Annotated in this window: 22 protein-coding genes and 1 tRNA gene; 11 read left to right on the plus strand and 12 right to left on the minus strand. The window is 73.8% G+C overall.

Annotated features, from left to right (window positions below; translation table 11 throughout):
- Positions 1 to 24 precede the first annotated feature (24 nt).
- A complete protein-coding gene (locus ASF82_RS06480; RefSeq protein ID WP_056054896.1) occupies positions 25 to 864 on the minus strand; it encodes a Sir2 family NAD-dependent protein deacetylase in 840 nt (279 codons plus the stop codon).
- 99 nt (positions 865 to 963) lie between these two features.
- Between ASF82_RS06480 and ASF82_RS06485 the strand changes: the two genes are divergently transcribed.
- A complete protein-coding gene (locus ASF82_RS06485) occupies positions 964 to 1,800 on the plus strand; it encodes an RNA methyltransferase (RefSeq protein WP_056054898.1) in 837 nt (278 codons plus the stop codon).
- Complete coding sequence (locus ASF82_RS06490; protein ID WP_156369930.1) at positions 1,797 to 3,038, plus strand: D-alanyl-D-alanine carboxypeptidase family protein; 1,242 nt, start codon at positions 1,797 to 1,799, stop codon at positions 3,036 to 3,038. The genes ASF82_RS06485 and ASF82_RS06490 overlap by 4 nt, the downstream gene beginning before the upstream one ends.
- On the opposite strand, the gene ASF82_RS06495 is transcribed toward ASF82_RS06490, so the two are convergent.
- A complete protein-coding gene (locus ASF82_RS06495; RefSeq protein ID WP_056054904.1) occupies positions 3,035 to 3,823 on the minus strand; it encodes an SGNH/GDSL hydrolase family protein in 789 nt (262 codons plus the stop codon). The two genes, ASF82_RS06490 and ASF82_RS06495, sit on opposite strands and share 4 nt — an antisense overlap.
- A gap of 170 nt (positions 3,824 to 3,993) precedes the next feature.
- On the opposite strand from ASF82_RS06495, the gene ASF82_RS06500 reads away from it, so the two are divergent.
- From ASF82_RS06500 to ASF82_RS06520, 5 genes are all read left to right on the plus strand, one after another.
- Positions 3,994 to 5,133, plus strand: coding sequence for an acyl-CoA dehydrogenase family protein (locus ASF82_RS06500; protein ID WP_056055921.1), 1,140 nt, complete (start codon positions 3,994 to 3,996; stop codon positions 5,131 to 5,133).
- A 107-nt stretch (positions 5,134 to 5,240) separates the two neighbouring features.
- Positions 5,241 to 6,611, plus strand: coding sequence for a DNA polymerase IV (dinB, locus tag ASF82_RS06505; RefSeq protein ID WP_082514361.1), 1,371 nt, complete (start codon positions 5,241 to 5,243; stop codon positions 6,609 to 6,611).
- A gap of 77 nt (positions 6,612 to 6,688) precedes the next feature.
- Positions 6,689 to 8,479 (plus strand): DEAD/DEAH box helicase, encoded by a 1,791-nt coding sequence (locus ASF82_RS06510; RefSeq protein WP_056055923.1) that lies wholly within the window; start codon positions 6,689 to 6,691, stop codon positions 8,477 to 8,479.
- 55 nt (positions 8,480 to 8,534) lie between these two features.
- Positions 8,535 to 9,371 (plus strand): MSMEG_6728 family protein, encoded by an 837-nt coding sequence (locus ASF82_RS15895; protein WP_056054907.1) that lies wholly within the window; start codon positions 8,535 to 8,537, stop codon positions 9,369 to 9,371.
- A 25-nt stretch (positions 9,372 to 9,396) separates the two neighbouring features.
- On the plus strand, positions 9,397 to 9,651 hold the full coding sequence (locus tag ASF82_RS06520; RefSeq protein WP_056054910.1) for a hypothetical protein: 255 nt from the start codon (positions 9,397 to 9,399) through the stop codon (positions 9,649 to 9,651).
- Here ASF82_RS06520 and ASF82_RS06525 read toward each other — a convergent pair.
- From ASF82_RS06525 to ASF82_RS06550, 6 genes are all read right to left on the minus strand, one after another.
- The gene (locus ASF82_RS06525) at positions 9,600 to 10,139 is read right to left on the minus strand and encodes a hypothetical protein (protein ID WP_056054913.1); all 540 of its coding nucleotides are present in this window, start codon (positions 10,137 to 10,139) and stop codon (positions 9,600 to 9,602) included. The two genes, ASF82_RS06520 and ASF82_RS06525, sit on opposite strands and share 52 nt — an antisense overlap.
- 121 nt (positions 10,140 to 10,260) lie before the next feature.
- A complete protein-coding gene (locus tag ASF82_RS06530) occupies positions 10,261 to 11,277 on the minus strand; it encodes a glycine betaine ABC transporter substrate-binding protein (RefSeq protein WP_056054915.1) in 1,017 nt (338 codons plus the stop codon).
- The gene (locus ASF82_RS06535) at positions 11,277 to 12,038 is read right to left on the minus strand and encodes an ABC transporter permease (RefSeq protein WP_056055925.1); all 762 of its coding nucleotides are present in this window, start codon (positions 12,036 to 12,038) and stop codon (positions 11,277 to 11,279) included. The genes ASF82_RS06530 and ASF82_RS06535 overlap by 1 nt, the downstream gene beginning before the upstream one ends.
- A gap of 20 nt (positions 12,039 to 12,058) precedes the next feature.
- Complete coding sequence (locus tag ASF82_RS06540; protein ID WP_082514363.1) at positions 12,059 to 13,369, minus strand: ABC transporter ATP-binding protein; 1,311 nt, start codon at positions 13,367 to 13,369, stop codon at positions 12,059 to 12,061.
- Positions 13,356 to 14,006, minus strand: a complete 651-nt coding sequence (locus ASF82_RS06545) for an ABC transporter permease (protein WP_056054917.1) — start codon at positions 14,004 to 14,006, stop codon at positions 13,356 to 13,358. Before ASF82_RS06545 ends, ASF82_RS06540 begins: the two co-directional genes overlap by 14 nt.
- A gap of 281 nt (positions 14,007 to 14,287) precedes the next feature.
- On the minus strand, positions 14,288 to 15,676 hold the full coding sequence (locus ASF82_RS06550; RefSeq protein WP_056054920.1) for an LLM class flavin-dependent oxidoreductase: 1,389 nt from the start codon (positions 15,674 to 15,676) through the stop codon (positions 14,288 to 14,290).
- Positions 15,677 to 15,755: 79 nt separating this feature from the next.
- On the opposite strand from ASF82_RS06550, the gene ASF82_RS06555 reads away from it, so the two are divergent.
- Positions 15,756 to 17,030 carry an MFS transporter gene (locus ASF82_RS06555; RefSeq protein WP_235491176.1) on the plus strand — a complete coding sequence of 425 codons (1,275 nt, stop codon included), beginning with the start codon at positions 15,756 to 15,758 and terminating at the stop codon, positions 17,028 to 17,030.
- A 79-nt stretch (positions 17,031 to 17,109) separates the two neighbouring features.
- Here ASF82_RS06555 and ASF82_RS06560 read toward each other — a convergent pair whose 3' ends face one another.
- The 4 genes from ASF82_RS06560 to ASF82_RS06575 all read right to left on the minus strand — a co-directional run bounded on the left by ASF82_RS06560 (position 17,110) and on the right by ASF82_RS06575 (position 20,169).
- Positions 17,110 to 18,498, minus strand: coding sequence for an NAD(P)/FAD-dependent oxidoreductase (locus ASF82_RS06560; RefSeq protein ID WP_056054922.1), 1,389 nt, complete (start codon positions 18,496 to 18,498; stop codon positions 17,110 to 17,112).
- A gap of 91 nt (positions 18,499 to 18,589) precedes the next feature.
- On the minus strand, positions 18,590 to 18,805 hold the full coding sequence (locus tag ASF82_RS06565; protein WP_056054926.1) for a hypothetical protein: 216 nt from the start codon (positions 18,803 to 18,805) through the stop codon (positions 18,590 to 18,592).
- 81 nt (positions 18,806 to 18,886) lie between these two features.
- Complete coding sequence (locus ASF82_RS06570) at positions 18,887 to 19,864, minus strand: aldo/keto reductase (protein WP_056054929.1); 978 nt, start codon at positions 19,862 to 19,864, stop codon at positions 18,887 to 18,889.
- A 220-nt stretch (positions 19,865 to 20,084) separates the two neighbouring features.
- Positions 20,085 to 20,169, minus strand: a tRNA-Leu gene (locus ASF82_RS06575).
- Positions 20,170 to 20,267: 98 nt separating this feature from the next.
- Between ASF82_RS06575 and ASF82_RS06580 the strand changes: the two genes are divergently transcribed.
- From ASF82_RS06580 to mshC, 3 genes are read left to right on the plus strand one after another with little or no spacing between them, the layout of a single operon-like run.
- The gene (locus ASF82_RS06580) at positions 20,268 to 21,605 is read left to right on the plus strand and encodes a M20/M25/M40 family metallo-hydrolase (protein ID WP_056055929.1); all 1,338 of its coding nucleotides are present in this window, start codon (positions 20,268 to 20,270) and stop codon (positions 21,603 to 21,605) included.
- 27 nt (positions 21,606 to 21,632) lie between these two features.
- Positions 21,633 to 22,475, plus strand: coding sequence for an undecaprenyl-diphosphate phosphatase (locus tag ASF82_RS06585; RefSeq protein ID WP_056054933.1), 843 nt, complete (start codon positions 21,633 to 21,635; stop codon positions 22,473 to 22,475).
- The gene (mshC, locus tag ASF82_RS06590; protein ID WP_056054935.1) at positions 22,472 to 23,731 is read left to right on the plus strand and encodes a cysteine--1-D-myo-inosityl 2-amino-2-deoxy-alpha-D-glucopyranoside ligase; all 1,260 of its coding nucleotides are present in this window, start codon (positions 22,472 to 22,474) and stop codon (positions 23,729 to 23,731) included. The genes ASF82_RS06585 and mshC overlap by 4 nt, the downstream gene beginning before the upstream one ends.
- Positions 23,732 to 23,756: the final 25 nt, after the last annotated feature.

Below are 23,756 nucleotides of genomic sequence, written 5' to 3' on the forward strand. Positions count from 1 at the left end.
GTGGCCTCCGGGTCGGCGCCCGCGTCAGGAGAGGCGGCGCGCCAGGGCCGTCAGCGTCTCCGACGTGCCCGCGTCGATCTTAACCGTGGCCCGGGGGTCGCCCTTCGTGACCCCGCGGTTCACCACGACGACCGGCATCTTGCGGCGGGTCGCCTGGTCGAGCAGGCGGATGCCCGAGTTGACGACCAGCGACGACCCGGCGATGAGCAGCGCGTCGGCGCCGACGACGAGCGAGCGCGCCTCGGCGAACCGCTCCACGGGCACGAACTCGCCGAAGAAGACGACGTCGGGCTTGAGCATGCCCCCGCACACGGTGCACTCCGGCACGACGAACGCGTCGATGTCGGCGACCTCGACGTCGCCGTCGGGCGCCAGGCGAACGCTCTCCGGCTCGTCGAGCCAGGGGTTCGCCGCCGAGAGGCGGGCGGCGACCACGTCGCGGGCGAACGACTGGCCGCAGGTGAGGCAGACGACCCGGTCGACGGTGCCGTGCAGGTCGACCACGCGACGGGAGCCCGCCCGCTCGTGCAGGGCGTCGACGTTCTGCGTCACGACGCCGTTCGTGACGCCGGCGGCCTCGAGCCGCGCCAGGGCGCGGTGGCCCTCGTTGGGCGTCGCCGCGCGGAACGACCGCCAGCCGAGGTGGCTGCCGGCCCAGTAGCGCTTGCGGTAGCGCTCGCCCGACAGGAACTGCTGGAAGGTCATCGGGTTGCGCACCGGGGCGCCCTCGCCCCGGTAGTCGGGGATGCCGGAGTCGGTGCTCACGCCGGCGCCGGTCAGCACGGCGACCGTGCGCCCGCCGAGGAGGGCGACCGCCTCGTCGAGGGCGGCCGCGTCGAGTGACGGGGGCGTGGCGTTCGACACGGGCGGTGCTCCTTCGGGTGCGTGACGTTAGCCTAGACGTCGTCTCTGCCCCTCCCGTCCTCGTCGGTCGACCGACCGGGCGCCGCCCCCTGGAGCGCCGTGCGCATCACCCGCATCACCGACCTCGACCACGACGCCCTCGCCGACTACGCGAGGCTCACCGACGTCGCGCTCCGCCGCGTCACCGAGCCCGAGGGCGGCCTCTACATCGCCGAGTCGTCGAAGGTGATCGAGCGGGCGCTGCGGGCCGGGCACGTGCCGCGCTCGGTGCTGATGACCGAGCGCTGGCTCGCCGACATCGAGCCGCTCGTCGCCGACCACGACGGCGAGATCTTCGTGGGCGACGCGGCGCTGCTCGAGACCCTGACCGGCTACCACCTGCACCGGGGCGCGCTGGCGGCCATGCACCGGCCCGTGCTCCCGTCGGTCGAGTCGGTGATCGAGGGCGCTCGTCGGGTCGTGGTGCTCGAGGACATCGTCGACCACACGAACGTGGGCGCGATCTTCCGGGCCGTGGCGGGGCTCGGGGCCGACGCCGTCCTCGTGACGCCGCGGTGCGCCGACCCGCTCTACCGCCGGAGCGTCCGCGTGAGCATGGGGACGGTGCTGCAGGTGCCGTGGACGCGCCTGCCCGACTGGCCCGAGGGCGCGGACCTGCTCCGCGCCTCCGGCTTCGAGGTGGCGGCCCTGGCCCTCTCCGACGACGCCGTCGCGCTCGACGAGTACGCCGCCGCGCCCCCGGAGCGGGTGGCGCTCGTGCTCGGCACGGAGGGCGACGGGCTCAGCCCGGCCGCGCTGCGCGCCTCCGACCGCGTGGTCACCATCCCCATGCTGCACGGGGTCGACAGCCTGAACGTCGCCGCCGCCAGCGCGGTGGCGCTCTGGGCCCTGCGCGTGCCGGCCCCCGCCTCCGCCGCCGGGGCGGACGCCGCGTGAGCCGCGGCGCCCGACCGGCCCGACGTCGCCGACACGGCGTCCGGGCCGTGGTCGCGGGCGCCCTCGTGGTCGTGCTGGCCGCGCTCGTCTACGTGCCCGTCGTCCTGCTCGCCCCCCTCGCCCCGGCGACGGCCGCGGCGGCGGAGTGGACGGCGCCGGCCCAGCCGGGGGCCCAGCTGATGTTCCCGAGCTACGGCGCGACCGCCGTGCAGGCCGTCGGGTGGGACGAGAGCCTGACGACGAGCGGATCGACCACGCCCCTGCCGATCGCGAGCATCAGCAAGGTCGTCACCGCCCTCGTCGTGCTCGACGCCCGGCCGCTCGACGGGGGCGAGGGTCCGTCGCTGACCCTCGACGCCGACGACGTCGCCCTCTACGAGGCCTACCGGTCGCAGGACGGCAAGGTGGCGCCGATGACCCTCGGCCAGCAGCTGACCGAGAAGCAGATGCTGCAGGTGTCGCTGATCGAGTCGGCCAACAACTACGCCGACGCCCTGGCCCGGTGGGCGTTCGGCGACACGGCCGGCTTCGTCGCCGCCGCGACGGCCTGGCTCGCCGAGAACGGCCTCACCTCGACCACGCTCGTCGAGCCGACCGGCATGTCGCCGTCGAACACGAGCACGGCGACCGACCTCGTGCGGCTCGGCGAGATCGCCCTGGCCGACCCCGAGGTCGCCGCGATCGTGGCGACCCCGACGACGACCGTGCCGGGCGTCGGCGTCATCGAGAACTCGAACGAGCTGCTCGGGCTCGACGGCGTCGTCGGCATCAAGACGGGCACCCTCGACGAGGCCGGCGCCTGCCTGCTCTTCGCCGCCGACTACACGATCGCGGGGGAGCCCGTCACGGTCGTCGGGGTCATGCTCGGCGGCGTCGACCACGACTCCCTCGACGCCGACGTGCAGCGGCTGCTCACGAGCGTCTCCGGCGCGTTCCAGACCGTCACGGCCACGACGGCCGGCGACGTCTGGGCGTCGTACGAGCTGCCCTGGGGGGCGGGCACCGAGGCCGTCGCCGCGACGGACGCGAGCCGTCTCGTCTGGGGCGACGTGACGGTGACGGCCTCGATCGAGACCGAGTCGGTGACGACGGGGGCGGCGGGCGACGACGTGGGCCGGGTGCGGTTCCAGATCGGCGACGAGGAGGTCGACGTGCCGCTGGTGCTCGACCGGGCCCTCGCCGAGCCGGACGCGTGGTGGCGGCTGACCCACCCCGACGAGGTGCTGGCGGCGGGCTAGGGCTCGTCGCGGTACAGCACCGACGCGGCCTCGGGCCGCTTGGGCTGCACGCCGTCGCCGGACGACTGGTGGCGGAGGCGCCGGACGACCCACGGCACGAGGTACTCCCGGGCCCACCGGCGGTCCTCCGTCCGAGCCTGCCGCCACGGTCGAGGCGGCAGCGGCTCGGTGCGCCAGGGCTCGAGGTCGTTCTCCACCGCGAGGGCCTGCAGCACGGCGCGGGCGATGGTGTGGTGGCCGAGCGGGCTGAAGTGCAGACGGTCGGGCGCCCACATGCGGGGGTCGCCGAGCTGACGGAGGGCCCACATGTCCGCCACGACCGCGTCGTGCCGGAGGGCGATGGCGTGCACGTGCTCGTTGTAGATGGCGACCTTGCCCCGCAGGCGGCCGAGCACGGGCGTGAGGCCGATGTCGGGGCCGGTGAAGACGACGACCGTGGCCCCCTGCGACCCCAGCGTCTCGACGAGGCCCTCGAAGCCGGCGGCGACGGCGTCCGGGTCGGTGCCGGGGCGGATGATGTCGTTGCCTCCCGCCGACACCGAGATCAGGTCGGGCCGGAGAGCGAGGGCGGCCTCGGCCTGCTCGTCGATGATCTGCTGCAGCAGGCGCCCGCGCACCGCCAGGTTCGCGTAGGCGAAGTCCTCCGTCGACGCCCCGAGCACCTCGGCGACGCGGTCGGCCCAGCCCCGGTGGCCGCCCGGAGAGCGTTCCTCCGGGTCGCCGATGCCCTCCGTGAACGAGTCGCCGATCGCCACGTAGCGCGACCACGGGTGCTGCTGAGTCATGGCCTCCACGTTACCGCCCGCCCTCCGCCCGGCCGAGGGGCTGCCGCCCGGGGCCTCGCGTGGCTAGCCTCGACCCCGTGCCCCCGACCACCCCGCCGACCTCGACCGCTTCCATCCCCGCGGAGACGAGCCCCGAGGAGACGAGCCCCGAGGAGACGAGCCCCGAGGAGATGCTGCCGGACGACCTCCTCGAGCGCTTCCGGGCCCGCGCTGCCGGCCACGACCGGGAGGGCACCTTCCCGCACGACGACCTCGCCGAGCTGCGGGAGCGCGGGTACCTCCGCGCGTTCGTGCCCACGGAGCAGGGAGGCGCGGGCTGGGGGCTCGAACGCGTCGCCGCCGCGCAGTCCCGCCTCGCCGCCGCCGCCCCGGCCACCGCGCTGGCCGTCGGCATGCACCTCGTCTGGACGGGCTGCGCCGCGGTGCTCGCGGCCCGCGGCGACCGGTCGCTCGACCTCGTGCTCGACGACGCGGCGCGGGGCGAGGTCTTCGCCTTCGGCGTCAGCGAGCCGGGCAACGACGCCGTGCTCTTCGACTCGCTCACCCGGGCGGAGCCGACGGGCGACGGGGGCTGGCGCTTCACCGGCGTGAAGTCGTCCACCTCGCTCTCCCCGGTCTGGACGCGCCTCGGCGTCTTCGGGCGCGACGACACGGACCCCGAGGCCCCCGTGCTCGTGCACGGCTTCGTCCACCGCGACCAGCCCGGCCACTCGTCGCTCGAGGACTGGGACACCATCGGCATGCGGGCGACGCAGAGCCACAGCACCCGCCTCGAGGGCGTCGAGGTGCCCGCCGAGCGCGTGGTGCGCGTGCTGCCCGTCGGGCCGAGCGGCGACCCCCTGGTCTTCGCGATCTTCGCCGTCTTCGAGACCCTCGTCGCCGCCGTGTACCGCGGCGTCGCCCGCCGGGCCGTCGAGCTCGCGGTCGAGAGCGCGACCGCCGGGCGCTCCCACAGGGCCGGCGGCGCTCCGCGCTCCCACGACCCGCTGGTCCGCTGGCGCGTCGCCGACGCGGCCGTGCTTCTCCAGGGCATCGAGCCCCAGGTCGACGCGGTGGCCCGCGACGTCGACGGGCTCGTCGACCACGGGGCCGCCTGGTCGGCGATCCTCGTGGGCCTCAAGACCCGCGTCACCGAGACCGCCCGGGCCGTCGTGGACCAGGCGGTCGCGGTCGCGGGCGGGGCGTCGTTCCGCTCGTCGAGCGAGCTGGGGCGGCTGCAGCGCGACGTGCTGGCCGGGCGGTTCCACCCGTCGAGCACGGACTCCGCCCACGCGACGGTCGCGAACTGGCTCCTCGGCCCCGACCACTGACCACTGACCACGCGGGCGACCGGGCGGCCCGGTCGTGGACGACGGCCGGACAGCCGGGGAGGCGCCCGCCGCCCGACGCTGTCGGTGGTGCGTGTGAGGATGCTCGGGTGAGCAAACAGGACGGCAGCGGGCGGCTGGTCACCACCGTCCCCACCGACGACGTGTCGGCCCCGATCCTGCACGTCGACATGGACGCCTTCTTCGCCTCCGTCGAGCTGCTCGACCGGCCCGATCTCCGGGGCCTGCCGGTCGTGATCGGCCAGAGGTCCGACCGCTCGGTCGTCACGGCCGCCACCTACGAGGCCCGCAAGTTCGGGGTGAACTCCGCGATGCCGATGGCGATCGCCCTGCGCCGGTGCCCCCAGGCCGTGGTGCTCGAGCCGCACTTCGAGAAGTACCGGTACTGGTCGCGTCGGGTGATGTCGATGTTCGACGACGTCACGCCGCGGGTCGAGCGACTGGGCATCGACGAGGCCTTCCTCGACGTCTCCGGTGCCGTCCGGCTCATGGGGTCGCCCTTCGCCATCGGCACCGAGCTCCGCCGGCGCGTGCACGCCGAGACGGGCCTGCGCTGCAGCGTCGGGGCGGCCTCCACGAAGTTCGTCGCGAAGCTCGCCTCCAGCGTGGCCAAGCCCGACGGCATCCTCGTGGTGCCGCACGACCAGACCGTCGCCTTCCTGCACCCGAGGCCGATCAGCGCCCTCTGGGGCGTCGGCGGCAAGACCGAGGAGGTCCTGGGCAACCTGGGGCTCCGCACCGTCGGCGACGTCGCCACCGCGTCGCTCGACACCCTCGTCCGGGCCGTCGGGCCCGCGGCCGGCGCCAAGCTGCAGGACCTCGCCTGGGGCCGCGACCCGCGCGTGGTCACCACCGGCACGGAGGAGAAGAGCGTCGGGCACGAGGTGACGTTCTCGACCGACGTGGTCGACCCGGAGGTCATCCGCCGTGAGCTGCTGAGGCTCAGCGACCGCGTCGGATCCCGGCTGCGCGACGCCGGTCTGAGCGGCCGCACCGTCGTGCTCAAGCTCCGCACGTCCGACTTCACCACGATCACCCGGTCGCGCACGCTGGCCGACCCGACCGACCTCGGTCGCCGCATCTACGACGAGGTGCGCTCGGTCTACGAGGCCACGGGCAAGCAGCACGAGCGCATCCGGCTGGTCGGCGTCCGCGTCGAGCAGCTCGGCGCCGGGGGAGGGGGCGGCTCGCTCGCCCTGTGGGACGAGGACGCGGGCTGGCGCGAGGCCGAGTCGACGATGGACGCCCTGCGGGCCAAGTTCGGCTCGACCATGCTCACCCCGGCCTCCCTCCTCGGCGCGCGTCGACGTGACGGGCTCTCGGGCCCCGACACGGGCGCCGACGCGCGGGCGCCGCGGCGCGGCGCCTCGTCCGGCGAGGGCCGCGACGCGCCCGGGCCCGCGGGCCGCGGGCCCCGTCGACCGGCCCCGCGGCCCGACCACCCCGGCCACGGCGAGTAAGATCGGGTCGAGTGAGCACAGCTAGCGCAACCGACCCGGCCGGGGGTGACGACACCGGCCAGCACGACGAGCTCGACCTGGGCGAGGTCGGCGCGACGGCCGGCAACTCGGCCGCCGAGCACCTCTCGCCGGCGTTCCCCGAGCGGGCTGCCTGGGGCACGGCCAGCAAGCTGCGGGCCTGGCAGGCCGAGGCCCTCGAGCAGTACTTCGCGACCTCGCCCCGCGACTTCCTCGCGGCGGCCACCCCCGGCGCCGGCAAGACGACCTTCGCCCTGCGGCTCGCCACCGAGCTGCTCTCGCGCGGCGAGATCGACCGCGTCGTCGTCGTCGCGCCGACCGAGCACCTCAAGCGGCAGTGGGCCGACGCGGCCGACCGGGTGAACCTGCGCCTCGACCCGATGTTCAAGAACGCCGACGTCACGTTCGGGCGGCACTACCACGGCGTCGCCGTCACCTACGCGCAGGTCGGCATGAACCCGCAGGTGCACGCGGCGATGACGGCGGCGGGCCGCACGCTCGTCATCCTCGACGAGGTGCACCACGGCGGCGACGCGCTCAGCTGGGGCGACGGGATCCGCGAGGCCTACGGCCAGGCGACCCGCCGGCTGTCGTTGACGGGGACGCCCTTCCGCTCCGACACCGCGCCCATCCCGTTCGTCACGTACGCCCCCGACGAGCACGGCATCCGCACGTCGAAGTCCGACTACGCCTACGGCTACGGCCGTGCCCTGGCCGACGGGGTGGTGCGGCCCGTGCTCTTCATGGCCTACGCGGGCCAGATGCGCTGGCGCACCCGGATGGGCGACGAGATGAGCGCCTCCCTCGGCGAGGCCGTCACGAAGGACATCACGGCCCAGGCGTGGCGCACCGCCCTCTCGCCCCAGGGCGACTGGATCCCCGCCGTGCTGTCCGCCGCCGACAAGCGCCTCACCGAGGTCCGCCGAGGCGTCCCCGACGCGGGCGGCCTCGTCATCGCGACCGACCACACCGCCGCCCGGCAGTACGCCGCGGTGCTGCAGAAGCTGACCGGTGAGCGGCCCACCGTGGTGCTCTCCGACGAGAAGGCCGCCTCCGACCGCATCCAGGCGTTCTCGGACGGCGACGCGCGCTGGATGGTCGCGGTGCGCATGGTGTCCGAGGGCGTCGACGTCCCGCGGCTCGCGGTCGGGGTCTACGCGACCAGCGCCTCCACCCCCCTCTTCTTCGCCCAGGTCGTCGGCCGGTTCGTCCGGGCCCGGCGACGGGGTGAGACCGCGTCGATCTTCCTGCCGAGCGTGCCCAGCCTGATGGCCCTCGCGGGGCAGCTCGAGCTCGAGCGCGACCACGCGCTCGACCGGCCGGAGACCGCGGACGACGGCATCTTCGCGCCCGAGGACGACATGATGGCGGCCGCGAACCGCGAGGAGAAGGCCTCGAGCCTGCTCGAGCAGCAGCCGTTCGAGGCGCTCGACTCGCAGGCCTCGTTCGACCGCGTGCTCTACGACGGCGGCGAGTTCGGCACCGGCGGCGAGATCGGCAGCCTGGAGGAGCTCGACTTCATCGGCATCCCCGGGCTGCTCGAGCCCGACGAGGTGCGAGCACTGCTGCGGCAGCGCCAGGCGAAGCAGGCCAAGCGCTCGGCCAAGAACGGCATGCCCACGACGGCGCCGGTCGAGGAGGCGCGGCCGATGTACCAGACCATCAAGGAGCAGCGGCAGGAGCTCAGCCGCCTCGTCTCGATCTGGTCGCGGCACTCCGCCGAGCCGCACGGCCTCATCCACGCCGACCTCCGCCGGATCAGCGGCGGGCCGGCGGTCGCGCAGGCCAGCACGGAGCAGATCCAGAAGCGCATCGACGTGCTGCGCGGGCGGATCGGCAACCGCAAGTAGGGCCGCCCGACCCGCACCCGGCCGCCCTCGCCGGGGCGCGCCTAGCGTGGGGCGGGTGCAGACGTTCCTCCCCTGGCCCGATCCCGTCGAGACCGCCAGGAGCCTCGACCAGGCCCGGCTGGGCAAGCAGCGGGTCGAGGCGCTGCAGGTGCTGCGGGCCGTCACCCTGCCCGGCTACGGCTGGCAGAGCCACCCGGCCATCGCCATGTGGCGCGGCCACCTGCCCGCCCTGACCTCGTACTCCCTCGCGATCACCGACGAGTGGCTCGCTCAGGGCCACGCCGACACCGTCCGGCCTCAGATCGCGGAGTTCGCCCCCGAGGTCGACGGCGTCCCGTTCGCGTCGCTCGAGCTGCCCCCGTGGCTCGGTGACGAGTCGGTGCACCGAAGCCACCGCTCGAAGCTCGTGCAGAAGCAGCCCGACTGGTACCGCGCGCGGTTCCCCGACGTGCCCGACGACCTCGACTACGTGTGGCCCCCGGCCGACCCGGCGGCGCCGCTCCCGTCGGACGAGCCAGCTCTGACGGCCGAGCACCGAGCCTGGGTCGTCAGGCCGCTCACCGCCCGGCAGCACGACGACTGGGTCGACGCCGGCGTCGTGACCCTCGCCGAGTCGTCGCCCCGCGGCAAGGTCGGTGCCGTGTGGCAGGCCCAGGTCGAGCGCTTCACGACCCTCCCCGACGGGTCCGAGCTGCTCGTGCCGGATCGCGCACAGCGGTCGTTCCGCCGTGGTCGCGTGGTGGGGGAGGTCGTCTCGGCCCTCGACGACGACCGGGCGCCCGTGCTCCTGCGCCGGGTCGCCTTCGACGACTCCTCGCTCAGCCGGTCCGAGCTGCCCCGACCCGCCCTCGCGCAGGACCCGCGGTCGCTCTTCCCGATCGCGCTCGCCTGACCGGCCACGTCGGTAGCATCGGAGGATGCTCGACCGCGCCGACGACGACCGACTGCTCGTCCGTGCCTCGCCGGAGGCGCCTCCCGAAGCCGTCGTCGAGAGGTTCGGCGGTGGCTGGCGCCTGACCCGGTGGTCGGTCGACCGGGGCGGCGACGAGTCGCTGGGGGTCTACACGGCCGCCGAGCTCGCCGAGGCGGCGTGGTGGCGGCACCTGGACCGCGACCGCGGTCAGCGGACCGCCACGCGCTCCGAGGCCGCCCGGCGGCTCGGCGACGCCTGACCGGCGGGCGCGACGGCGAGGGCCGCCCTCGCCGACGCCGGGGCGGGCACTCCCGTCGGGGCCGTGTCGGACGCTCCGACGTCGATCAGCACGTCGACCCCGTCGTCGGTGCAGGTCGCGACCGCACGGACGCCGCAGGGGCGGTCGTCGAGGCTCCGGAGCAGGGCGTCCCGCCACGCAGTGTCGGAGGCCCTGACCGCGCGGCTCCCGGTCCGCTCGACGACGAAGACCACGCGCGACGCCCCGAACTCGCGCGCGACGGCCTGGACGGCGTCCGCCCACCGGCCCACGGCCTCGGCGGCGGGCCGGAGCGGGATGCCCTCCAGGGGCACGACGACCGGGAGCGGGACGTCGGCGGCGTCGAGGAAGAGGGTCCAGAGCTGACGCCGGATGGCCACCGGGAAGAAGTGCGTGAGCAGACGGTGCAGGTCGGGCGTCGTCCGGAGGGGCCGGTGGAGGTCGAGGGCGGGGCTGGCGGTGTCGGTCATGGGCACAGCCTCGCGGGGGAGCAGGCCGACACTGCCGTTCTCCCCAGCCCGGCCCCTCCGGCCCGGACGAGAGCCCCCTGGGGAGGGACGGCGCGGTCCCTCCCCGGCGCCGCGGTCGGCCTCACGGCCGCGTGACGAAGCCCTTCTCGACCATCCAGTCGAAGGCCACGTCGGCGGGCTCCTCGCCCTCCACGTCCACGCGGCGGTTGAGGGTCCGGAGCTCCTCGTCCGTGAGCGACGGCGAGATGGCGTCGAACACGTCGGCGAGCTCCGGGGTCTCCTCCAGCGCCTCCGCCGAGAAGACGGGCGCGACGTTGTACGCGGGGAAGAAGCCCTGGTCGTCGTCGAGCACCGTGAGGTCGAGCGAGTCGATCCGCCCGTCGGTGGTGAACACCTCGCCGAAGTTGCAGCGACCACGGTCGGTGGCCTCGTAGACGGTTCCCGTGTCGAGGATGCTGACGTTGCTCGTCGGCACACCGTCCGCGGCGCCGAGCTCGAGGCCGTAGCGCTCGAGCATCGGCGCGAAGCCGTCGGCCCGCGAGTTGAACTCGGCCTCGACGCAGAAGGTCCGCTGCTCGACGGGCAGGGCCGCGATGTCGCTCAGCGAGTCGACGTCGCCCAGCTCGGGCACCGCCTCCGAGCGGACGGCCATCGCGTACGTGTTGTTCAGCGGAGCCGGCGGGAGCCACACGAGGCCGTTCGCCACGTCCGCGTCGCGCACGGCGACGTACTGCTCCTCCTGGTCGGGGATCCCCGCCGCCTCGCCGAGGTAGGTGAGCCACGCCGTGCCGGTGTACTCGTAGGTCATGTCGGCGTCGCCGTCGAGCATCAGCTGGCGCACGGCCACGCTGCCGGGCACGTTCGTCATGTCGGTGACGTCGAACCCCGCCGCCTTCGCGGCGAGGACGGCGATCTTGCCGAGGATGAGCTGCTCGGTGAAGTTCTTCGTCGTGACGGTCAGCGAGGCGTCGTCGGGCAGCCCTTCGATCGCCTCGATCGAGCCCGGCGCGACGGCGGGCACGAAGGCGGTGGCCGGCTGCAGGCCGCAGCCGGCGAGGAGGGCCGTCGAGGAGGCGGCCACGAGGGCCGTGAGGGAGGCGCGGCGCAGTCGGCGGCGCGGGGTCGCGGTGGTCGTCATCAGAGTCCCTTCGGACGGGCGACGTGCTCGACGACGCGGCCGAGCCAGTCGATCAGGAGCGCCAGGAGGGCGATCAGCAGGGCGCCCGAGACGAGGACCCGGGGCAGGAAGAGGTTGACGCCGGTCGTGATCAGCAGGCCGAGGCCGCCGGCGCCGATGAAGGTGGCGAGGGCGGCGGAGCCGACCAGCAGGACGAGCGCCGTCCGGATGCCCGAGAGCATGACCGGGACGGCCAGGGGCAGCTCGACCCGGAACAGCACGGCGAGCGACGACATGCCCATGCCGCGGCCCGCCTCGACCAGACGGCCGTCGACGCTCTGCAGCCCGATCATCGTGTTGCGGAGCACGGGCAGCATCGCGTAGAGGACGAGCGCGACCACGGCGGCCCAGAACGAGAAGCCCAGCCAGAACGCCAGGAGCACGACGAGGCCGATGGCCGGCGCGGCCTGGCCGAAGTTCGCGACGGCCAGGATCGGGCCCGAGACCCGGCGGAACGGCCCGCGGGTCAGCACGACGCCGAGCGGAACGGCGATCACGAGCACGATCACGGCCGAGACGAAGGTCAGCGCCAGGTGCTCGCCGGTGTAGCCGAGGAGGTCGGAGGGGTTCAGCGTCGTGCGCTCCGCCGTGGTGAGGTCGGCGGTCGTGAGCCACACGACGAACGCCCCGAGGGCGAGGAGCACGGCGACCGGCTGGACGACGAGGCCGAGCAGCCCCGGGCGGGCGGGGCGACGTCGCTCCGGCCGGGCCGGGGCGGCCACGGCGGGCTCCACGGCGGCGCTCACGCGACGTCCCGCGGGGCGGCCACGTCGGTCTCCGACCCGGCCGAGCCCCTGCCGCTGCCGGTGCCCCCGGCGACCGGCTCGGGGAGGACGGAGAGCGGCCCGGTGTTCGTGCCGACCGGCGCGTCGGTCGCGGCGATCGCCGCGGCCTTCCTGGCCCGGGTGATGGCGTCCATGACGACCTCCACGGTGATGACGCCGACGAACGCGTCACGACGACCGGTGACGAGGGCCGCCCCCGCGCTCGAGACGAGCATCGTGTCGAGCGCGTCGTTGAGGGTGGCGCCGCTGCCGACCACGGGCAGGTCGGCGTCGGGCGTCGCCGGGACGACGTCGACCCGCCGCAGCTGCCTCAGGGAGGGCCAGCTCACGGGCCGGTCGCGCTCGTCGACGACGACGGCGTGCGCGTGCCCGGCGGCCTCGACGCGGGCGACGACCTCGACACCGGGCTCCCCGGGGCGCGCGACCACCGCCTCCGCCAGGTCGACGTCGCCCACGCGGGCGAGCGTCAGCTGCTTGAGACCCGCCCCGGAGCCGATGAAGTTCTCGACGAACTCGTTCGCGGGCTCGGCGAGGATCCGCTCGGGGGTGTCGTACTGCACGATGTGGGCGCCCTCGGAGAAGATCACGATCCAGTCGCCGAGCTTCACGGCCTCGTCGAAGTCGTGCGTGACGATGACGATGGTCTTCTGCAGCTCCTCCTGGATCCGCAGCAGCTCGTCCTGGAGGCGCTGCCGCGTGATCGGGTCGACCGCGCCGAAGGGCTCGTCCATGAGCAGCACGGGCGGGTCGGCCGCGAGGGCACGGGCCACGCCGACGCGCTGCTGCTGGCCGCCGGAGAGCTCCTTCGGGTAGCGGTCGCGGTAGGTGTCGGGGTCGAGCGACACGAGCTCGAGCAGCTCGTCGACGCGCGCGGCCACGCGCTCCCTGCTCCAGCCGAGCATCTTCGGCACGATGGCGATGTTGGCCGCGACCGTCATGTGCGGGAAGAGCCCGCCGGCCTGGATCACGTAGCCGATGCGCCGGCGCAGCTCGTCGCCGTCGATGCTCGTCACGTCGTCGTCGCCGAGGACGATGCGGCCCTCGGTCGGCTCGATGAGGCGGTTGATCATCTTCAGCGTCGTCGTCTTGCCGCAGCCCGACGGGCCGACGAGCATGACGATCTTGCCGGCCGGGATCTCGAGCGTGATGCCGTCGACCGCGGGGGCGGACTGCCCCGGGTAGCGCTTCGTGACGGTGTCGAGGAGGATGCTGCGGCCGGAGACGCCGGAGTCGGCGGTCGCGGCGGCGGGGGAGTCAGTTCTGGACACGGATGCCTCTCGGGATGGTCAGGCGGCCGAGGCCGACGAGGAGGAGGTCGAGCACGAGGGCGAGGACGACGACGCCCACCACCCCGGTGACCACGGAGGCGAGCGCGTTCGCGCCGCCGAGCCGGGAGAGCCCGGAGAAGATGAAGCCGCCGAGGCCGGGGCCGAGGGCGTACGCCGCCACGGCCGCGATGCCCATCACCATCTGGGCGCTGACGCGCACGCCGGTGAGGATGATCGGCCAGGCGAGGGGCAGCTGCACCTGGACGAGCGTGCGGAACCGGCCCATGCCGATGCCGCGCGCCGACTCCACGATCGCGTCGTCGACCTCGGTGAGGCCCACGACGGCGTTCCGGAGGATCGGCAGCGTCGCGAAGAACGTCACGACGATGACGGTCGGCAGGACGCCGAAGCCGACCGGGGCGATGAGCAGGCCGACGACCGCGAACGAGGGCAGCGTGAGGCCGACCGCCGAGACGCCGTTGGCGAGGCCGCGCAGCCACGGCACGCGGTGCACGAGGGCGGCCACCGTCACGGCGATCACCACGGCGAGCAGGAGGCACTGCACCACGAGCGAGAGGTGCTGCCAGGAGGCGAACCAGATCTGGTCCCACCTGTCGCTCACGTAGTCCCACGCCATGTCGTCTCGCCCCTCGTCACCAGTAGTCGTCCCGTTCACACGAACGCCCGGCTGAGCCGGGCGGACGACTACGACCATAACCACGACGCCCGTCGCTGTCACGGTGACGGGCGCCGCCGACGGGGTGCGGACGGCGTCGTCGTTACCGAACGAGTGTCGGAGAAGCCCCGGTCAGGAGGGGGTGGGCCGGAGGGGCGGCGACCGGAGTGTAACGATGTGGGGGACAACGCCGGAGGCGCGGTGCAGGACGCCCCCCACCGCGCCTCCCGAGGGCCCCTGCCTCACTCCGCGGCGGCTCGCGACCCCACCTTGTAGCGCGACCCGTGGTGCTCCGCGGGCAGCCGGTCGCCCCGGCCGAAGAGCTTCTGGCGGAGGGTGCCCGGCTCGTACTCGGTCGGGTAGACGCCCCTCGCCTGGAGCACGGGGACGACGTGCTCGACGATGTCCTCGAAGGTGCCCGGCGTGATCGCGTAGGCGAGGTTGAACCCGTCGACGTCGGTCTCGGCGACCCACTCCTGCAGCTGGTCGGCGATCTCCTCGCCCGACCCCACGATGCGGGGCCCGAGCCCGCCGATGCCCGCTGCCTCGGCGATGTCGCGGATCGTCCACTCCTTCCCGGTGTCGCCCTCCTGGGCCTGGAAGTTCGCGAGCGCCGACTGGATGGCGTTGCTCTCGACGTCGCCGACCGGGTCGTCCAGGGAGTAGCTCGACAGGTCGACGCCCATCCAGCCCGACATCAGCGTCAGGGCGCCCTCGTGCGAGGCGTACCGGCGGTACTCCTCGTGCTTCGCCCGCGCGGCCTCCGGCGTCGCGTCCGTGATGATCGTGAGCAGCGTGTAGATGCGCGCCGAGTACCGGTCGCGCCCGGCCGCCTCGAGGGCGTCGCGGAGCTTCGTCACGGTCGCGGCGAGGCGCTCCTTCGTCGGCGCCGCGACGAAGATCGACTCGGCGTTGCCCGCCGCGAAGGCGATGCCCCGGGGCGACGCGCCGGCCTGGTAGATGACCGGCGTGCGCTGCGGGCTCGGCTCGGCGACGTGGATGCCGGGCACCTTGTAGTACGTCCCCTCGTGCCCGATGTCGTGCACCTTGCTCGGGTCGGTGAACACGCCGGTCTCGCGGTCGCGGACGACGGCGTCGTCCTCCCACGAGCCCTCCCAGAGCTTGTAGAGCACCTCGAGGTACTCGTCGGCCTGGTCGTAGCGCGTGTCGTGGTCGAGCTGGTCGTCGGCGCCCATGTTCCGGGCGGCGCTCGGCAGGTAGCCGGTCACGACGTTCCACCCGACGCGGCCCTCGGTGAGGTGGTCGAGCGTCGACATGCGGCGCGCGAAGGGGTACGGGTGCTCGTAGGCCGTGCCGGCGGTGATGCCGAAGCCCAGGTGCTCCGTCGCGGCGGCCATGGCCGACACGAGGAGGATCGGGTCGCCCACCGGCGTCTGGGTCCCGTTGCGGAGGGCCGCGTCGTGGTTGCCGCCGTAGACGTCGTACGTGCCGAGCACGTCGGCGATGAACAGCCCGTCGAACCGGCCCCGCTCGAGGAGGCGCGCCAGGGAGGTCCAGTAGCTGAGCTTCGTGTAGTCGGGCGAGCGGTCGTCAGGGTGCCGCCAGAGCCCGGGGGACTGGTGCCCCACGCAGTTCATGTCGAAGGCGTTGAACCGGATGCGTCGAGTCATGGCTCGATGGTGGTCGACGACGGCCGCGGCCGCCTCCCTCGCGACACACGGCGTCACACTCCGGCCGTACCCTGGAGTCGTGCCCCGCCCCACCGACCCCGCCGCCGCCTCCGACCCGGCGGAGGCCCGGGGCACCGCCGCCGACGCCTCCGCCGACGACACCGCCGAGTCGACGCCGACGGTCCGCCCGCGGCTCGGGCGCGACGTGGTGGTGCTCGGGGTCATCGCCTTCTTCGTCATGGTCGGCTTCGGCGTGGTCGTGCCGGTGCTGCCCGTCTACGCGCAGAGCTTCGGCGTCGACCACGTGCTCGTGGGCGCCGTGCTCTCGGCCTTCGCCCTGATGCGCCTCGTCGCGAGCCCCTTCGTCGGCCGACTGCTCGACCTCGCCGGCGAGCGGGTGGTGCTCAGCGTGGGCATCGGCATCGTCGCCCTGTCGAGCGCCCTCGCGGGCCTCGCCACCGACTACCCCCAGCTCCTGCTGATGCGCGGCCTGGGCGGCATCGGCTCCGCGATGTTCACGATCTCCGCCATGACCCTCCTGCTCGCGTCGACCCCGCCGACCCGACGGGCCCGCGCCGTGGGCTTCTACCAGGGCGGCTTCCTCGTCGGGGGCATGGCCGGGCCGGCCATCGGCGGCGTGCTCTCCACGATCTCGCTCACGGCCCCGTTCTTCTTCTACGCGGCGACGCTCGCCGTGGCGGGGCTGATCGGCGTCGTGCTGCTCAAGCCGGTGCCGCGCGGCGGGGCCGCGGAGAAGGCGGAGCCGCCGACCCCGCTGCGCGACGTGCTGGCCGACGTGCGGTTCCGCGCCGCCTGCGTCGCGAACTTCGCCCAGGGCTGGTCGTCGCTCGGGGTCCGGAGCGCCCTGGTGCCCGTGCTCGTCGTCGAGGTGCTGCGCGGGCCGACGGCCTGGACGGGCGTCCTCTTCGCCGTCGCGGCCGTCGCCCAGACGGTCGCGCTCGCGCCGGCCTCGCGCTTCGTCGACACCGTCGGGCGACGCCCCGCCGTGATCGGCTCCTTCGCGGTCGCCGCCGTCAGCCTCGCCGCGGTGCCGTTCGCCTCGCACGTCGTCGTGCTCGGCGCCCTCCTCGCGGTCTACGGCGTGGCGACGGCCTTCATGGGCACGGCTCCGGCGGCCCTCGTCGGCGACGCCGCGGGCGCCCGCGGCGGCCGGCCGGTGGCGATCTTCTCGATGTGCTCCGACGTCGGGGCCATCGCCGGGCCCCTGGTGGCGGGCCTGCTCGTCGACGTGGCGTCGTTCCCCGTCGCGTTCGGTGTCGCGGCGCTCCTGCTGGCGGCGGCCTCGCTGGCCGCCGTCCGCATCCCGCGCGAGCCACGCCCCGCCCTGGCCTGACCGACACGACGACGGAGGCGCGCCCCGGTCACCCGGGACGCGCCTCCGTCGTCTGCCTCGTCGCCCGCGGGCGACCCGGCTACTTCGCCGGAGCGGCCTTCGCGGGGCTGGCCTTCGCCGAGCCCGCCCCCGCGTCGTCGCCCTTCGGCGCCACGACCGGGGTCACCTTGAGGAACCCGGCGCGCGGGTCGGCGAGGCCGACCAGCGGCGTCTGGTCGCGCCCGCCGACGAAGTTGGTCACCCAGCCGGTGAGGATGCGCCACTTGCGGTTGACGGTCGGCATCGCGTACAGGTGGTAGCCGCGGTGGGCGAGCCACGCCGCGACGTTCTTGACCTTGACGCCCTTGAGCACGCCCGCGCCCTTGCCGATGCCGTAGCTCGCGACGGTCCCGACCGACGCGTGGCGGTACTCCGCGAGCGGGGCGCCCGAGAGGGCGGCGATCACGTTGTCGGCCACGGTCACGGCCTGGCGGACGGCGTTCTGCGCGTTCGGCGGGTAGAACGCGGGCTGCTTCTCGGCGAGGAGGTCGGGCACCTGCGCGACGTCGCCGAGCGCCCAGATGCCGTCGAGCACCTGGCCGTCGTCGGTCTGCACCTGGAGGGTCGCCTTGACGTCGACGTGGCCCTTCGGGCCGAGGGGCAGGCCGAGGTCGGCGACGACGGGGTTCGGCTTGACGCCGGCCGTCCAGACGATCGTGCCGGCGGGGATGGTCTCGCCGTCGCTGAGGACGACGTCGCCGTCGATGCACGAGGGCATCGTGGTGCCGAGGCGGATGTCGATCCCGCGGCCGCGCAGGTGGCCGAGGGTCCACTTCGAGAGCTCGGGGCCGACCTCGGGGGCGACGCGGTCGAGGGCCTCGACGAGCACGAAGCGGAGCTCGTCGCGCGACAGGGTCGGGTACTCGTCGACGGCGGCCTTGGCCGCGTCGTCGAGCTCCGCCATGGCCTCGACGCCGGTGTAGCCGCCGCCGACGAAGACGACGGTGAGCAGCTTGCGCCGGGTCGCGGCGTCCTGGACGGAGGCCGCCTCGGCGATGTTGCCGAGGACGCGGTCACGGACGTACTGGGCCTCCTCCACGCTCTTGAAGCCGACGCCGTTCTCGGCGAGGCCGGGCGTGGGGAAGGTGCGCGTGACGGCGCCGAGGGCGACGACGAGCTGGTCGTAGGGCAGCTCGGAGGCCACGCCGTCGGCGGTCGTGACCGTGATGGTCTTCGAGTTCGCGTCGAGCGCCGTCACGGCGGCCTCGACGACCTTGGTCTTCTTCAGCGCCTTGCGGAGCGGCACGGTGACGTCGCGCGGCGCGATGTGGCCCCCGGCCACCTCAGGCAGGAAGGGCTGGTACGTGTAGTACGGAGACTGGTCGACCAGCGTGATGCTGGCGCTCTGCGGCGGCTGGCGCTTCTGGAGCTCGAGTGCCGTGGTGAGCCCGGCGGCGCCGCCGCCGAGGATGATGATTCGCTGTGTCATGGTTGTGTTCCTCCCTGGGTCGACCGTACTAGAGACACGCGGCGACGACCCGCCCTCCCGGGGGAGTCGCGGGTCGTCGCCCCGGGGACCGTCAGCGGTCGGCCGGGATGTCCGAGTCGGTGTACGAACCGTCGGCCTCGCCGTCGTGCGGTCCGGTGGTCTCGCCGCCGTCGGCGGGGATGTCGCTGTCGACGTACGAGCCGTCCTGCTCGCTCGTGACGTCGGTGCTCGTCGTCTCGACGTGCTCGGTGTGGACGTGGTCCTCGTGCTGGTGGTCGGACTCGTTGCCGTGGTGCTCGGTGCCCATGCTGGCGCCCTCCGTTCTGTCAGGTCGCGGAGCGTCGTCGCCCGCGTGCGGCTCACACTAGACGCGTGGGGCCGGCGGGGGTCAGAAGCCCTCGTTCTCCCTCGTGACGTACGGTGACTCGAGGGCGTCGAGCTCGTCGTCGGTCAGCCACAGGTCGACCGAGGCGACGGCGTCGTCGAGGTGCTGCATCTTCGTGGCGCCGACGATGGGCGCCGTGACGACCTCCTGCTGGCGGACCCAGGCGAGGGCCACCTGGGCGCGGGAGACGCCCCGCGCCTCCGCCACCGTCGCGACCGCCGCCGCGACCTGCCGGTCGGCGTCCTCGCGCTGGCGGTAGAGGGTGCCGCCGAACTGGTCGGTCTCGGTGCGGGCCGTGGTGTCGTCCCAGTCCCGGGTGAGCTTGCCCCGCGCCAGGGGCGACCAGGGGATCACCCCGACGCCCTGGTCGAGGCAGAGCGGGTGCATCTCGCGCTCCTCCTCGCGCTGGACGAGGCTGTACTGGTCCTGCATGGAGACGAAGCGCGTCCAGCCGCCGAGGTCGGCCGTGTGCTGCGCCTTGGCGAACTGCCACGCCCACATGCTCGAGGCGCCGATGTAGCGGGCCTTTCCCGACTTCACGACGTCGTGCAGCGCCTCCATCGTCTCCTCGATCGGGGTCTCCGGGTCCCAGCGGTGGATCTGGTAGAGGTCGACGTGGTCCGTCCCGAGGCGGCGGAGGCTGTCGTCGATCGCGCTCATCACGTGGGCCCGCGAGAGCCCCGCGCCGTTCGGGCCGGGGCGCATGCGGTTGAAGACCTTCGTGGCGATGACGACCTCGTCGCGGCGGGCGAAGTCGGCGAGGGCGCGCCCGACGATCTCCTCGCTCGTGCCGTCGGAGTAGACGTCGGCGGTGTCGAAGGTGGTCACGCCCTGCTCGAGCGCCCGCTGGATGAACGGGCGGGACTCCTCCTCGGGGAGGCTCCACGGGTGGGCGCCGCGCTCCGGGACGCCGTAGCTCATGCAGCCGAGGACGACGGCCGAGACCTGCAGCCCGCTCGATCCGAGACGTGTGTACTCCATCGTGTTCCCTCTCTCTGTCCGGTCGACTGCGACAGTAGACCGCGCGGGGGGTCGGGAACCGGACGACGACGACCGACGCCGCCCACGACGCCCACGACGCCACCGCCGGGAACGACACGGCAGGCGAAGGCACGGCCGGGAACGACGAAGGGCCCCGCCGGAGCGGGGCCCTTGCCGTGGTGCTGCACTGTCTCAACCAGTGTGTCGATCCGAGGATCGGTGTCCGAGGGGGGACTTGAACCCCCACGCCCTATACGGGCACTAGCACCTCAAGCTAGCGCGTCTGCCATTTCCGCCACCCGGACTGGATGGTGCCTGCCGAAGCCGACCACGAAACATTAGCACGGCTCCGAGGGCCTCGATGACCACGGGCAGGAGGGGGGCTCCGGGTAGCGTGGTCGGCATGACGACGACCCCTGAGTCCGAGCCCGCCACGACCGACCGCGAGGTCGAGCTCGACGAGACGGCGACCATCGCGCGCGACCTGATCCGGTTCGACACGTCGAACTACGGGGGCGGCCGGTCGAACGGCGAGGCGGACGCCGCCGAGTACGTGGCCGACGCGCTCCGGGCGCTCGACCTGGAGCCGCTCGTGTTCGAGTCCGAGCCCGGCCGCGTGAGCGTCCTCGCCCGGGTCGAGGGGGCCGATCGCTCCAAGCCGGGGCTCGTCGTGCACGGGCACCTCGACGTCGTGCCCGCCGACCCGGCGAACTGGTCGGTCGACCCGTTCGCGGGCGTCGTCCGCGACGGCATGCTCTGGGGCCGCGGCGCCGTCGACATGAAGAACATGGACGCCATGATGCTGTCGTCGCTCGGCGACATCATCCGGGCCGGTGAGCGACCCGCCCGCGACCTCGTCGTCGGGTTCCTGGCCGACGAGGAGGCCGGGGGAGTCCTCGGCTCGCACTTCCTGGTGACCGAGCACCCCGAGGTCTTCGAGGGCGCCACGGAGGCGATCAGCGAGGTCGGCGGGTACTCCACCTTCATCGACGGCCGGCGCTCGTACCTGCTGCAGACGGGCGAGAAGGCCCTGATCTGGATCAAGCTCCGAACCCGGGGCACGGCCGGCCACGGGTCGCAGATGATCGTCGCGAACGCCGTGACGCGGCTGGCCGAGGCCGTCGCGGTGCTCGGCCGGCAGCAGTGGCCCATCGCCCTCACCGACACGACCACGGCGCTCCTCTCCGAGGTGGCGCGCATCCTCGACGTCGACCTCGAGCAGACGTCGCCCGACGAGCTCGTGCTGCACACCGGGACGGCGGCCGGCTTCATCCGCGGGTCGCTGCGGACGACCACGAACCCCACGATGCTCACCGCGGGCTACAAGCACAACGTGGTGCCCGACACGGCGGAGGCGCTGGTCGACATCCGCTGCATGCCCGGCCAGGAGGAGGCCGTGCTGGCCGAGGTCCGCGCGCTGATCGGCGACGACGTCGAGATCGAGACGATGCACACCGACATCGGCCTCGAGACCCCCTTCTCGGGCCCCCTCGTCGAGGCGATCACGGGCACGCTCGAGCGGCACGACCCCGGGGCCCCCGTGCTGCCCTACCTGCTCTCCGGCGGCACCGACAACAAGGCCCTGAGCCTGCTCGGCATCGCGGGCTACGGCTTCGCGCCGCTGCGGCTCGACGAGGGGATGGACTTCCCCGCCATGTTCCACGGCGTCGACGAGAGGGTGCCGCTCGACGCACTATCCTTCGGGAGTCGCGTCCTCCGGGACCTGCTGGCGACGTACTAGCACCCCCCGCACCAGAAGGGCCCCCGCGTGGAGCATCTCCTCCAGGCACTCCTGCTCGGCCTCGTCCAGGGCCTCACGGAGTTCCTCCCCGTCTCGTCGAGCGCCCACCTGCGGCTCGTCGGCCTGTTCTTCTCCGAGCCGGGCTCGGCCGCCGACTTCGACCCCGGCGCGACGTTCACCGCGATCACGCAGCTGGGCACCGAGCTGGCCGTCGTCATCTACTTCTGGCGCGACATCACGCGCATCCTCACCAAGTGGTTCCAGGGAGTCACGGGCAAGATCCCGAAGGCCGACCCCGACGTGCGCATGGGCTGGCTGGTCATCATCGGCACGGTCCCGATCGTGCTGGTCGGCTACCTCGCCCAGGAGTACATCCGCACCGTCTTCCGGTCGCTCTGGATCGTCGCCGTGGTGCTGATCGTCTTCGGCCTGCTGCTCGGGCTCGCCGACCGCCTCGGGCGCAAGGAGCGCTCCTTCGAGCAGATGAGCTACGGCCACGGCATCGCGGTCGGGGTCGCCCAGGTGCTCGCGCTGTTCCCCGGGGTGTCCCGCTCGGGCGCCACGACGACGACCGCGCTCGCCCTCGGCTACTCGCGACCGGCGGCCGCCCGGTTCTCGTTCCTGCTCGCCGTCCCCGCGGTGTTCGGCAGCGGCCTCTTCGAGCTCGTCCAGAGCTTCAGCGACCCCGGTCCGTACTCGCTCGGCGAGACCCTCGCCGCGACGGTCGTCGCCTTCGTGGTCGGCTTCGTGGTGATCGCGTTCTTCATGAACTACATCTCGAAGCGCAGCTTCCTGCCCTTCGTCGCGTACCGCATCGTGCTCGGCGTCGTCCTGCTCGTCCTGCTCGGCACGGGCGTGGTGGCCGCGTGAGGGCCTGGACGCGGCCGACGGTCCCGGCGCTGCCCGGCTCGGCGCCCCTCCCCGTCCTGCACGACACCGCGACGGCCGAGCGCCGCCCGACCCGCGTCGTCGACGGCGCGGCCTCCCTCTACGTCTGCGGCATCACGCCCTACGACGCCACCCACCTCGGCCACGCGTCGACGTACCTCGCCTTCGACACCCTCGTGCGGATCTGGCTCGACGCCGGGGTCGCCGTCACCTACGCGCAGAACACGACCGACGTCGACGACCCGCTGCTCGAGCGGGCGGCCGCGACCGGCGTCGACTGGCGCGACCTGGCCGCCTCGCAGACCGACCTCTTCCGCAGCGACATGCAGCACCTGCAGGTGCTCCCGCCCGACCACTACGTGGCCGTCACCGACGTCGTCTCGGACGTGGCCCGGGCCGCGGCGCGCCTCCTCGACCTCGGGCTCGCCTACCGGGTCGACACGCCCGGCTCGAACGAGGGCGACGACGTCTACTTCGACGTCCGGGCCGCCGAGCGGTCGACGAGCTGGCACCTGGGGCTCGAGAGCCGGTACGACCTCGAGACCATGACCCGCTTCTCCGCGGAGCGCGGCGGCGACCCCGACCGCCCCGGCAAGCGGGACCCGCTCGACCCGCTCCTCTGGAGGGCGGCGCGGGACGGCGAGCCCTCCTGGCCGTCCGCGCTCTCCGCCGGCCGCCCGGGCTGGCACATCGAGTGCACCGTCATCGCGCAGGCCCACCTGGCCGCTCCGATCTCCGTCAACGGCGGCGGCAGCGACCTCGTGTTCCCGCACCACGAGATGAGCGCGGCGCACGGGACGGCGATGACGGGCGAGCCGTACGCCGACCTGTGGGCGCACACCGGGATGGTCGCCTACCAGGGCGAGAAGATGAGCAAGTCGCTCGGCAACCTCGTCAAGGTGAGCGAGCTCGTCGCGGCCGGCCACGACGCCCGCGCCGTGCGGCTGGCCGTCGCGGGCCACCACTACCGGTCCGACTGGGAGTGGTTCGACGCCGACCTCGAGGCGGCCGAGGCCCGGCTCGACCGCTGGGCCCGCTGGGCCTCGGCGGCCGACGACGCGGCCGCCGACGACGAGCCGACGCCGCTCCTGGCCGCGCTCCGCCACGCGCTGGCCGACGACCTCGACACGCCCTCCGCCCTCGCGGCGGTCGACGCCCGGGTCGCCTCCGGCAGCACCGCCACCGCGGTCGACCTGGACGCGGTGCAGGCCCTCCTCGGCGTCGACCTGCGCCGCTGACCCGGCCGCGGCCCGCGCGGGCGGT

The sequence above is a fragment of the Frigoribacterium sp. Leaf164 genome (assembly GCF_001423665.1).
Classification (GTDB): Bacteria; Actinomycetota; Actinomycetes; order Actinomycetales; family Microbacteriaceae; genus Frigoribacterium; species Frigoribacterium endophyticum.